Genomic DNA, 9,413 nt, shown 5'->3' with positions numbered 1-9,413 from the left:
CCCCAGGGGGCGGTGCCAGCGGGCCGGCGGAGCCGGACCCACGGTACCCCGGACGAAACGGTCTGTGTTCGCATGAGGGTGGACCAGCTTCTGGTGGAACGTGCGCTGGCGGCCTCGCGGTCGCAGGCGCAGCGCCTGGTGGCTGCCGGTGTGCGCTGGCGCCTGCCGGGCGGCGTGTGGCGCACCGTCACCAAGAATGGCGAGGAGGTGCCGGAGTCGGCCGAACTCGAGCTGGTGGACAGCGCCGAGACGCGTTTCGTCTCGCGCGGTGGCCTCAAGCTCGACGGCGCGCTGAACCACGTGGGCCTGCCGGTGGCCGGGCTGCGCTGCCTCGATGTGGGGCAGAGCAGCGGCGGCTTCACCGACTGCCTGCTGCAGCGCGGTGCGGCGCAGGTCGTGGGTGTGGACGTGGGTTCGGGTCAGCTGCACCCCAGCTTGCGCAGCGATGCGCGCGTGGTGTGCATCGAGCACCTCAATGCCCGCGATCTGACGCCCGCCGCCGTGGGCGTGCCGCCGCTGTTCGATCTGCTGGTGGGCGACCTGTCGTTCATTTCGCAGACCCTGGTCTGGCCGGCGCTGGTGCCCCTGATGGCACCGGGCGGACACGGCCTGATGCTGGTCAAGCCGCAGTTCGAGCTGCAGCCCTCCCACATCGGCAAGGGGGGCCTGGTGCGCAGCGCCGAGAGCTACCCGCTGGTGCGCCAGCGCATCACCGACGCACTCACGGCCCTGGGGCTGGAGCTGCGCGACTACTTCGACAGCCCGATCACCGGGGGTGACGGCAACCGCGAGTTCTTTGTTTTTGTCAGGAGGCCTCTGTGAGCCTGCCCATCAGTCTTGAATTCTTTCCGCCCAAGACGCCCGAAGGGGCCGAGAAGCTGCGTGGCGTGCGCCGGCAGCTGTATGCCCTGCAGCCCGAGTTCTGCTCGGTGACCTATGGCGCCGGCGGCTCCACCCAGGAAGGCACTTTCGGCACGGTGCGCGAGATCCTGGCCGAGGGCGTGGACGCGGCCTCGCACTTCTCGTGCATCGGTGCCACACGGGCCTCGGTGCGCGAGCAGCTGGCCACCCTCAAGGCCATGGGCGTGAAGCGCCTGGTGGCCCTGCGCGGCGACCTGCCCAGCGGGTACGGGGCCGGTGGCGAGTTCCAGTACGCCAGCGACCTGGTGGCCTTCATCCGCGCCGAGACCGGCTCGGACTTCCACATCGAGGTGGCGGCCTACCCCGAGGTGCACCCGCAGGCCCGCTCGCCCGAGTCCGACCTGCAGGCCTTCGCCGCCAAGGTCAAGGCCGGCGCGAACTCGGCCATCACCCAGTACTTCTACAACTCGGACGCCTACTTCCGGTTCGTGGACGACGCCTACCGGCTCGGTGCCGACGTGCCGGTGGTGCCGGGCATCATGCCCATCACCAGCTCGACCCAGCTGATGCGCTTCTCGGATGCCTGCGGCGCCGAGATCCCGCGCTGGATCCGGCTGCGCCTGCAGTCCTTCGGTGACGACGCCGCGTCCATCCGCGCCTTCGGCCTCGACGTGGTGACCGACCTGTGCGACCAGCTGCGCAACGGCGGCGTGCCGGCGATCCACTTCTACACCATGAACCAGAGCGCGGCCACGCTGGAGATCGTCCAGCGCCTGCAGCCGCTCTGACGCTGCCATGGCCACGCACCGTGTCCTGCTGTGGGGTGTGCTGATGCCGGCGTTGTGGCTGGCGGGTTGTGCCACGCGGGCACCGGTGCCGGTGCCGGCGGTTCCGCCCGCCGCCGAGCGCACCGACCCGCGCGAGATCGAGCGCGGCATCGGGTCCTGGTATGGCGATGGGTTTCAGGGGCGCAAGACCGCCAGCGGCGAGACCTTCGATCCCAATGCCCTCACCGCCGCCCACCGCACCCTGCCGTTCGGCACCCTGGTGCGGGTGCGCAATCCGGCCAACGGCCAGGAGGTGGTGGTGCGCATCAACGACCGGGGACCCCACATCGGCGGCCGCGTGATCGACCTGAGCCGGGCGGCGGCCACCCGCATCGGTCTGCTGAGGGCCGGTGTGGCGCCGGTGATACTGCTGCGCGACTGAGGTTTGACCTGGGTCAAACCGGCGGCAGGCCGCCGCCCACCTGTGCCGGTCGGTTTGATGCAGCGCAACAAACCGGTGCGGCAGGGCCCCTGTAATGGAGCGCGGGAATGTTCCCGGACCGATCCATACAACGCCATGAAACGCTCTTCTCTCGCCCTGGCCACGGCCCTCCTGCTGGCTGGTGGCACCACCTTCGCCCAGGACTTCCAGGCCGGCGATCTGCTGGTCCGTGCCCGCGCGGTGCACCTCGATTCGTCCAACAAGGACAGCACCGGCCTGGGCCTGACCATCAACAACAAGACGCTGCCGGAAGTCGATTTTTCGTACTTCTTCACCCCCAACCTGGCGGCCGAGCTGGTGCTCACCGTGCCGCAGAAACAGACCGTGTCGTCCAACGGCACGGCCATCGGCACCCTCAAGCACCTGCCGCCCACCCTCACGCTGCAGTACCACTTCAACACCGCCAGCGGCATCAAGCCCTATGTGGGCGCGGGCGTGAACTACACGCGCTTCAGCTCGGTGAACCTGTTGAACGGGGGCGCGACCATCGACCGCAACAGCTGGGGCGGCGCACTGCAGGTGGGCGTGGACATTCCGCTCGCCAAGGACCTGTACTTCAACATCGAAGTGAAGAAGGTCTACATCCAGACCGACGTGTTCGCCGGTGGTGCCCGTGCCGGCACCTTCAAGATCGACCCGGTGCTGGTCGGCGTGGGTCTGGGCTGGCGTTTCTGACGCGGGCCTGCGACGGGCGCGTCAGCGCTCGTCGAAGCTCACCACCACCCGGTCGGTGGTGGGCCGGGCCTGGCAGCTGAGCACGAAGCCCTGCTCGGCTTCCCACGGCTCCAGGGTGAAGTTCTTGTCCATCACCACCGCGCCCTCCATCACCTTGGCGCGGCAGGTGCAGCACACGCCGCCCCGGCAGGACCAGGGCAGGTCGAGTCCGGCATCGAGCGCCACGTCCAGCACATGCTCGTCGGGTTCCATGCGCAGCTGGTGGGCCTTGCCGTCGAGCAGCACGGTCAGAGCCACGCTGCCGGAGCCGTCGGCCGCATGCGCCTCGCGCCGCGGCCGGACCGGGGCCGGCGCAGCGCCGCTGCTGAAGCGTTCGGTGTGGATGCGCTCGGGCCTGACGCCGGCCTCGCGCAGCGCGGTCTCGGTGGCGTCGATCATGGCCTCCGGGCCGCAGATGAACACCTCGTCCAGGCTGGGCACCGGCAGCAGGGTGGACAGCAGGGCGCGCACCTTGTCGCCGTCGATGCGGCCTTCGAGCAGCGGCACCTCCTGCGCCTGGCGAGAGAGCACATGCACCAGGGTCAGGCGGTCGCGGTAGCGGTCCTTCAGGTCCTGCAGCGTTTCGTTGAACATCACGCTGCCCATGCGGCGGTTGCCATAGACCAGGGTGAACTTGGCCTGGGGCGACTCTTCGAGCGTGCTGTGCAGGATGGACAGGATGGGCGTGATGCCCGAGCCGGCCGCAAAGCCCACCCGGTGCAGCGCACGCGGCCGCTGCACCGTGAAGCGCCCGTCCGGCGGCATGGCCTGCAGGGTCATGCCGGCCTGCAGCGTGCGGGCGGCCCAGTTAGAGAACACGCCGCCTTCCACCGCGCGGATGCCCAGGGTCAGTTCACCGCGTTCGCGGTACTGGCTGCGGGGGCTGCTGATGGAGTAGCTGCGTCGAACCTCCTGCCCGTCGATGGTGGCGCGCACCGTGAGGAACTGGCCGGGCTCGAAGGCGAACACCTCGCGCAGCGCTGCCGGCACCGACAGCGTGACGGCCACCGCCTCGCCGGCTTCGGGCTGCACGCGGGCGATGCGCAGTTCGTGGAACCGGGCGGCGGTGGGGGAAGGTGCGGTGGCGGTGGCGCTCATGCGTGGGACCCGGAGCTACCGGTCAGTAGGGTTTGAAGTAGTCGAACGGCTCCAGGCAGTCCAGACAGCGGTAGAGCGCCTTGCAGGCGGTCGATCCGAAGGGCGATGTCTCGGTGGTGCGCGTGGAGCCGCACTGCGGACAGGCAATCGGCTGCGTGCTGCAGGGCGGCGGTGCAAAACGGATCACGTTGGCGTGGCCGGTGGGTGCGCTGCTGCACTGCGGCGGCGCAATGCCGTAGGCGCGCAGCTTCTCGCGGGCGGCCGGGGTCATCCAGTCGGTGGTCCAGGCCGGCGAGAGCTGCGTCACCACCCGGGCCTGCAGGCCGGCCGTGGCGATGGCGGCGCGCACGTCGTCCTCGATCTGCCCCATGGCCGGACAGCCGCTGTAGGTGGGGGTGATCACCACCTCGGCCTGACCGTCGCTGCCCATCCGGACCTCGCGCAGGATGCCCAGCTCGCGCAGGCTCACCACCGGGATCTCGGGGTCGGTGAGCGGCTCCAGCACCGCCCACAGCGGCGCCAGGCTTTCATCGTGCGCCACGGTCATGACCGTCACCACACGGCGTCGGGGTGGGCGCGGGCCAGACTCTGCATCTCGGCCAGCAGGAAGCCCATGTGTTCGGAGTGCACGCCCCGCTTGCCGGTGGGCACGAAGCCGCCGTCGGCCGGGCGCTGCAGCGTGGCCTGGGCCAGGGCGGCGTCCACCGTGGCATTCCAGGCCTCGCGCAGGCTGGACAAGGCCACGCCGGTGCCGCTGGCCACGGCCTGCTGTTCGGCCTCGCTGGGCACCCAGAACTCCTGGCAGAACGGCATCAGGTGGTTCAGCGCGGCCTGGGTGCGGGCATGCGATTCGTCGGTGCCGTCGCCCAGCCGCACCAGCCAGTCGCCGGCGTGGCGCTGGTGGTAACGCGCCTCCTTGAGCGACTTGGCGGCGATGCCGGCCAGCTGCGCATCGGCGCTGTCCTGCAGGGCGGTCCACAGCGGCACGGTGAGCGCACTGAACAGGAAGTTGCGCACCACCGTGGTGGCGAAGTCGCGGTCGGTGCGGGCCGGGCCGGCCAGCGGGCCGTGGTGCGGCAGTTCGGCCAGCGTGTGGTTGCGGAACTCGCGGGCGTCGCGGAAGTAGGCCAGGGTGTCCTCGGTCACCACGCCACCGTGGCGGGCGCCCTGCAGGTGGGCAAAGCGGGCCTGCTCACCGGCATCGGCCTCGATGCAGGTGGCGGCATGCTGGTAGAGCAGCCGGGCCAGGCCCAGGTGGTCCAGGCTGTGGTTGGCCAGGGCCAGGTCTTCTTCCAGGATGGGGCCGTGGCCGCACCATTCGGCATTGCGCTGGCCCAGCACCAGGGCGTCGTCGGCCAGCTGAAGCAGGTAGTCGACCGGCGCGGTGCGGGTGGCCACTTCGGCGGTGGTGGCGGCGTCCATCACATGTGCCCCACGCGCTCAGGGATCTCGTAGAAGGTGGGATGGCGGTACACCTTGTCGGCCGACGGATCGAAGAAGCTGTCCTTGCTGTCGGGCTCGCTGGCCACGATGCTGGCCGAGGGCACCACCCAGATGCTCACGCCTTCCTGGCGGCGGGTGTACACATCGCGCGCCATCTGCAGGGCGTGGCGGGCGTCGCTGGCGTGCAGGCTGCCGCAGTGCTTGTGCTCCAGGCCCTGCTTGCTGCGCACGAAGACTTCCCACAGCGGCCATTCCTTCATGGCCGGGGTTCCGGTGTCCGGGGTCGTGCTCATGCGGCCTCCTTGCGGGCGCGTTGCTCCTGCTTGCGGGCATGGGCCAGCGCGGCCTCGCGCACCCAGGCGCCGTCTTCCCAGGCCTTGACCCGGGTGGCCAGGCGTTCCTGGTTGCACGGGCCGTTGCCGTTGACCACCTGCCAGAACTCGTCCCAGTCGATGGCACCGAAATCGTGGTGGCCGCGCTCGGCGTTCCATTTCAGGTCGGGGTCGGGCAGGGTGACGCCCAGCACCTGGGCCTGCGGCACGGTGGCGTCGACGAACTTCTGGCGCAGGTCGTCGTTGCTGATGCGCTTGATGCCCCAGCGCATGCCCTGCACGCTGTTGGGGCTGTCGGCGTCGGGCGGGCCGAACATCGCCAGACACTTCCACCACCAGCGGTTCACCGCGTCCTGCACCATGGCCTTCTGCTCGGCCGTGCCCTGCATCATGGTCATCAGCGACTCGAAGCCTTGGCGCTGGTGGAAGCTCTCTTCCTTGCAGACGCGGATCATGGCGCGCGCATACGGCCCGAAGCTGCAGCGGCACAGCGGGATCTGGTTCATGATCGCCGCGCCGTCCACCAGCCAGCCGACCACGCCCACATCGGCCCAGGTCAGGGTGGGGTAGTTGAAGATGGAGCTGTATTTGGCCTTGCCCGAGTGCAGCGCGTCGAACATCTGGTCGCGGCTGGTGCCCAGGGTCTCGGCCGCGCTGTAGAGGTACAGGCCGTGGCCGCCTTCGTCCTGCACCTTGGCCACCAGAATCGCCTTGCGTTTGAGGCTGGGCGCGCGGCTGATCCAGTTGCCCTCGGGCAGCATGCCCACGATCTCGGAGTGCGCGTGCTGGCTGATCTGGCGCACCAGCGTCTTGCGGTAGGCCTCGGGCATCCAGTCGCGCGGCTCGATCTTGCCGTCGGCGTCGATGACCGCATCGAAGCGCGCCTGCAGGTCGGCATCGACCGGGACCGACACGGCCTGCAGCGTGGGGGTGCCGCCGTCGGGCACGTTGAACGACTGGGTGTACATGGCTGTCTCCTCGGGGTGCTCGGCCCGCCATCGGTGCCGGCTGGGTCGCAGTATAGCCAGTTACCCAACCGATCGGTCGGTTAATTGCAATGCCCGTGTCGCATGGTCGGATGAAGCCCGGTCGACGGCGGGGAGATGGCCGCCGGCGCACCATCGCGGCATGCAGTTCCGGAACCTGTGCACGTGGCGACGGCGCCTGATGGCGGCGGGGCTGGCTGCGCTGGTGTCGATGGTGTTGCCGGCGGGTGCCGAGGTGCGGCCGGAGCCCGGCCGGACCGGCAGCGAGCCCGCGGCCCAGGACCGTTGTGACTTGCCGGCCTTTCGCACCACCCTGCTGCAGGCGGTGAACCGGGCCCGTGCAGCGTCCCGGGTGTGCGGCAGCCAGCCGATGGCCGCGGCCCCCCCCTTGCAATGGGAGCGTCGGCTGTTCGCTGCAGCGCAGGGCCACTCGGCCGACATGGCGCGGCTGGACTACATGTCGCACACCGGCCGCGACGGCCGCTCGGTGCCGCAGCGGGTGCTGGCCCAGGGCTATCCGTGGTCGGTGGTGGGCGAGAACCTCGCGGCCGGGCCGCAGAGCGTGGACGAGGTCGTGGAGGGCTGGCTGGCCAGCCCGGGCCACTGCGTGAACCTGATGAAGCGCGACTTCGCCGAGGTGGCGGTGGCCTGCGTGCAGCGCGACGGCACCACCTGGGGCCGCTACTGGACCATGGTGCTGGGCCGGGAATGACGCGGATTCAGCCGCCAGCTTCCAGCGTCTGTGCCTGACCGCGTCCGCGCCCCAGCACCTCCAGCAGCACCGGCAGGGCTTCCTGCAGCTGGGCCTTCAGGGTGTAAGGCGGGTTGATCACGAACATGCCGCTGGCGGTCAGGCCCGGGCGGTCGTCCGGGCCGTGGGTCGGGTCCTGGCCGATCGCCAGGGTGGCGTGCAGCCAGGGCCGCTGCGCCTGGTTGGCCAGGGTGCGCAGCCGCCGCGGCAGGTCGTGCGCCTCGGGACGCGGGATCACCGGGTACCAGACCAGGTAGCAGCCGGTGGGGAAGCGCTTGAGGCTCTCCTGTATGCAGGCGCTCACTTTGTGGTAATCGCTCTTGATCTCGTAGCTCGGGTCGATCAGCACCATGGCGCGCCGCGAGCCGCCCGGGCCGGGCGGGGGCGGCAGCAGCGGGCGCAGCGCGGCAAAACCGTCTTCGCGGTGCACGCTCACCGACCGGCCGGCTTCGAGCTGGGCGATGTTGGCCGACAGCGTGCGGCTGTCGGTGGGGTGCAGTTCGTAAAGGCGCAGCCGGTCGCGCGAGGTGGCCCGCAGCGTGCTGTGCACCACGAAGGGCGAGCCCGGGTACACGCGCAGCTGGCCGGACGGGTTGAAGCCGGCGATCAGGTCGAGGTAATCGTCCACCGCGGCCGCACTGGCGGCCGGCTGACCGCTGGCCGGCCGCAGCGCGCCCATCAGCTTGACGATGCCGTCGCGCGCCTCGTCGCCCTTGTCGGTGAAGTCGCTGTCGAGCCGGTACAGGCCAGCCCCCGCATGGGTGTCGATCAGCGTCAGGCCCGCCTCCTTGTGCATCAGGTGGCGCAGGGTGGCCAGCAGGACGACGTGCTTGAGCACATCGGCATGGTTGCCGGCATGGAAGGCGTGGCGGTAACTGAACATCGGGCGATGGTAGCGCCGGAAATTGCCGGTCTGGCCGCAATTTCGTACAATGGCGGGCTTCGCAGCGATCTGCTGGCTCCGCGGCGAAGCAATCCAACCCCACCTAAGAGGGTCCCGACAGAGGACCACCGACCGTGGAAAAGAGCCGCCAAACCCTCGTAACAGAGCAAACTCATGACCAAAACGTTCAGCGCCAAACCCGCTGACGTGAAGCACGAGTGGTTTGTGATTGACGCGACCGACAAGGTCCTCGGACGAGTTGCCAGTGAAGTGGCTCTCCGACTGCGCGGCAAGCACAAGGCCATCTACACGCCTCACGTCGATACCGGTGACTACATCGTCATCATCAACGCAGCCAAACTCCGCGTCACGGGCAACAAGGCCCTCGACAAGGTGTATTACCGCCACTCGGGCTTCCCCGGCGGCATCTATGGCACCAACTTCCGCGACATGCAGGCCAAGCACCCCGGCCGCGCGCTCGAGAAGGCCGTCAAGGGCATGCTGCCCAAGGGTCCTCTGGGCTACGCCATGATCAAGAAGCTCAAGGTGTACGGCGGTGCAGAGCACCCGCACACCGCCCAACAGCCGCAAGTGCTGGACATCTGAAGGAGCCTTGAGATGATTGGTGAATGGAACAATGGCACCGGCCGTCGCAAATCCAGCGTCGCCCGCGTGTTTCTGAAAAAAGGCACCGGCAAGATCACGATCAATGGCAAGGACATCCAGGCCTACTTCGGCCGCGAGACCTCCATCATGATCGCCAAGCAGCCGCTGCTGCTGACCAACCACGCCGAGACCTTCGACGTGCAGGTCAACGTGCACGGTGGTGGTGAATCCGGCCAGGCCGGCGCCGTGCGCCACGGCATCACCCGCGCCCTGATCGACTACGACGCAGCGCTCAAGCCGCAGCTGTCGCAGGCCGGTTACGTCACCCGCGATGCCCGCGAGGTCGAGCGTAAAAAAGTGGGTCTGCGTTCGGCACGCCGTCGCAAGCAGTTCAGCAAGCGCTGATCGGCATGTCCCTTCAAAAACCGCCCGCAAGTTCAGCTTGGGGCGGTTTTTGCATTTCGGGCCTG

General features: G+C 69.1%; 13 protein-coding genes. 7 read left to right on the top strand and 6 right to left on the bottom strand.

What is annotated here, in order from left to right; translation table 11 throughout:
• Window positions 1–72: 72 nt before the first annotated feature.
• From CAP38_RS11015 to CAP38_RS11000, 4 genes are all read left to right on the top strand, one after another.
• Window positions 73–822: a TlyA family RNA methyltransferase gene (locus tag CAP38_RS11015; RefSeq protein WP_086121465.1), complete on the top strand. Its 750-nt coding sequence runs from the start codon at window positions 73–75 to the stop codon at window positions 820–822.
• Complete coding sequence (gene metF, locus CAP38_RS11010) at window positions 819–1,649, top strand: methylenetetrahydrofolate reductase [NAD(P)H] (RefSeq protein WP_086121464.1); 831 nt, start codon at window positions 819–821, stop codon at window positions 1,647–1,649. Before CAP38_RS11015 ends, metF begins: the two co-directional genes overlap by 4 nt.
• A 7-nt stretch (window positions 1,650–1,656) precedes the next feature.
• On the top strand, window positions 1,657–2,070 hold the full coding sequence (locus CAP38_RS11005) for a septal ring lytic transglycosylase RlpA family protein (protein ID WP_086121463.1): 414 nt from the start codon (window positions 1,657–1,659) through the stop codon (window positions 2,068–2,070).
• Between the two features lie 135 nt (window positions 2,071–2,205).
• Entirely contained in the window at window positions 2,206–2,805 is a 600-nt protein-coding gene (locus tag CAP38_RS11000) for an OmpW family protein (RefSeq protein WP_086121462.1), read from the top strand.
• A 21-nt stretch (window positions 2,806–2,826) separates the two neighbouring features.
• Here CAP38_RS11000 and paaE read toward each other — a convergent pair whose 3' ends face one another.
• Genes paaE through paaA form a run of 5 tightly spaced genes read right to left on the bottom strand, consistent with a single transcriptional unit; the run spans window position 2,827 to window position 6,685 of the window.
• Window positions 2,827–3,942 carry a 1,2-phenylacetyl-CoA epoxidase subunit PaaE gene (gene paaE, locus CAP38_RS10995; RefSeq protein WP_086121461.1) on the bottom strand — a complete coding sequence of 372 codons (1,116 nt, stop codon included), beginning with the start codon at window positions 3,940–3,942 and terminating at the stop codon, window positions 2,827–2,829.
• 22 nt (window positions 3,943–3,964) lie between these two features.
• Complete coding sequence (gene paaD / locus CAP38_RS10990; RefSeq protein ID WP_086121706.1) at window positions 3,965–4,489, bottom strand: 1,2-phenylacetyl-CoA epoxidase subunit PaaD; 525 nt, start codon at window positions 4,487–4,489, stop codon at window positions 3,965–3,967.
• A gap of 5 nt (window positions 4,490–4,494) precedes the next feature.
• The gene (gene paaC, locus CAP38_RS10985) at window positions 4,495–5,340 is read right to left on the bottom strand and encodes a 1,2-phenylacetyl-CoA epoxidase subunit PaaC (RefSeq protein ID WP_373271413.1); all 846 of its coding nucleotides are present in this window, start codon (window positions 5,338–5,340) and stop codon (window positions 4,495–4,497) included.
• 23 nt (window positions 5,341–5,363) lie between these two features.
• Window positions 5,364–5,678 carry a 1,2-phenylacetyl-CoA epoxidase subunit PaaB gene (gene paaB / locus CAP38_RS10980; protein ID WP_086121459.1) on the bottom strand — a complete coding sequence of 105 codons (315 nt, stop codon included), beginning with the start codon at window positions 5,676–5,678 and terminating at the stop codon, window positions 5,364–5,366.
• On the bottom strand, window positions 5,675–6,685 hold the full coding sequence (gene paaA / locus CAP38_RS10975; RefSeq protein ID WP_086121458.1) for a 1,2-phenylacetyl-CoA epoxidase subunit PaaA: 1,011 nt from the start codon (window positions 6,683–6,685) through the stop codon (window positions 5,675–5,677). The genes paaB and paaA overlap by 4 nt, the downstream gene beginning before the upstream one ends.
• Before the next feature lie 160 nt (window positions 6,686–6,845).
• Between paaA and CAP38_RS10970 the strand changes: the two genes are divergently transcribed.
• Window positions 6,846–7,415, top strand: coding sequence for a CAP domain-containing protein (locus CAP38_RS10970; RefSeq protein ID WP_256924430.1), 570 nt, complete (start codon window positions 6,846–6,848; stop codon window positions 7,413–7,415).
• Between the two features lie 7 nt (window positions 7,416–7,422).
• Here the strand turns inward: CAP38_RS10970 and CAP38_RS10965 are convergent, their stop codons facing one another.
• Window positions 7,423–8,337, bottom strand: a complete 915-nt coding sequence (locus CAP38_RS10965) for a 23S rRNA (adenine(2030)-N(6))-methyltransferase RlmJ (RefSeq protein ID WP_086121457.1) — start codon at window positions 8,335–8,337, stop codon at window positions 7,423–7,425.
• A 174-nt stretch (window positions 8,338–8,511) separates the two neighbouring features.
• On the opposite strand from CAP38_RS10965, the gene rplM reads away from it, so the two are divergent.
• Both rplM and rpsI read left to right on the top strand, forming a co-directional pair.
• On the top strand, window positions 8,512–8,943 hold the full coding sequence (gene rplM, locus CAP38_RS10960; RefSeq protein WP_086121456.1) for a 50S ribosomal protein L13: 432 nt from the start codon (window positions 8,512–8,514) through the stop codon (window positions 8,941–8,943).
• Window positions 8,944–8,955: 12 nt separating this feature from the next.
• The gene (gene rpsI, locus CAP38_RS10955) at window positions 8,956–9,348 is read left to right on the top strand and encodes a 30S ribosomal protein S9 (RefSeq protein WP_086121455.1); all 393 of its coding nucleotides are present in this window, start codon (window positions 8,956–8,958) and stop codon (window positions 9,346–9,348) included.
• Window positions 9,349–9,413 lie beyond the last annotated feature (65 nt).

The sequence above is a fragment of the Hydrogenophaga sp. IBVHS2 genome (assembly GCF_002127215.1).
GTDB lineage: Bacteria > Pseudomonadota > Gammaproteobacteria > Burkholderiales > Burkholderiaceae_C > Hydrogenophaga.
Note: the sequence above shows the minus strand (reverse complement) of the source record. Positions and strands in the feature narration are given on the sequence as shown.

Bases quoted from the DNA above. Each gene is read 5' to 3' on its own strand.
- CAP38_RS11015 (WP_086121465.1), top strand. From the start codon at position 73: ATGAGGGTGGACCAGCTTCTGGTGGAACGTGCGCTGGCGGCCTCGCGG.
- CAP38_RS11005 (WP_086121463.1), top strand. From the start codon at position 1,657: ATGGCCACGCACCGTGTCCTGCTGTGGGGTGTGCTGATGCCGGCGTTG.
- CAP38_RS11000 (WP_086121462.1), top strand. From the start codon at position 2,206: ATGAAACGCTCTTCTCTCGCCCTGGCCACGGCCCTCCTGCTGGCTGGT.
- paaE (WP_086121461.1), bottom strand. From the start codon at position 3,942: ATGAGCGCCACCGCCACCGCACCTTCCCCCACCGCCGCCCGGTTCCAC.
- paaD (WP_086121706.1), bottom strand. From the start codon at position 4,489: ATGACCGTGGCGCACGATGAAAGCCTGGCGCCGCTGTGGGCGGTGCTG.
- paaB (WP_086121459.1), bottom strand. From the start codon at position 5,678: ATGAGCACGACCCCGGACACCGGAACCCCGGCCATGAAGGAATGGCCG.
- paaA (WP_086121458.1), bottom strand. From the start codon at position 6,685: ATGTACACCCAGTCGTTCAACGTGCCCGACGGCGGCACCCCCACGCTG.
- CAP38_RS10970 (WP_256924430.1), top strand. From the start codon at position 6,846: ATGCAGTTCCGGAACCTGTGCACGTGGCGACGGCGCCTGATGGCGGCG.
- CAP38_RS10965 (WP_086121457.1), bottom strand. From the start codon at position 8,337: ATGTTCAGTTACCGCCACGCCTTCCATGCCGGCAACCATGCCGATGTG.
- rplM (WP_086121456.1), top strand. From the start codon at position 8,512: ATGACCAAAACGTTCAGCGCCAAACCCGCTGACGTGAAGCACGAGTGG.
- rpsI (WP_086121455.1), top strand. From the start codon at position 8,956: ATGATTGGTGAATGGAACAATGGCACCGGCCGTCGCAAATCCAGCGTC.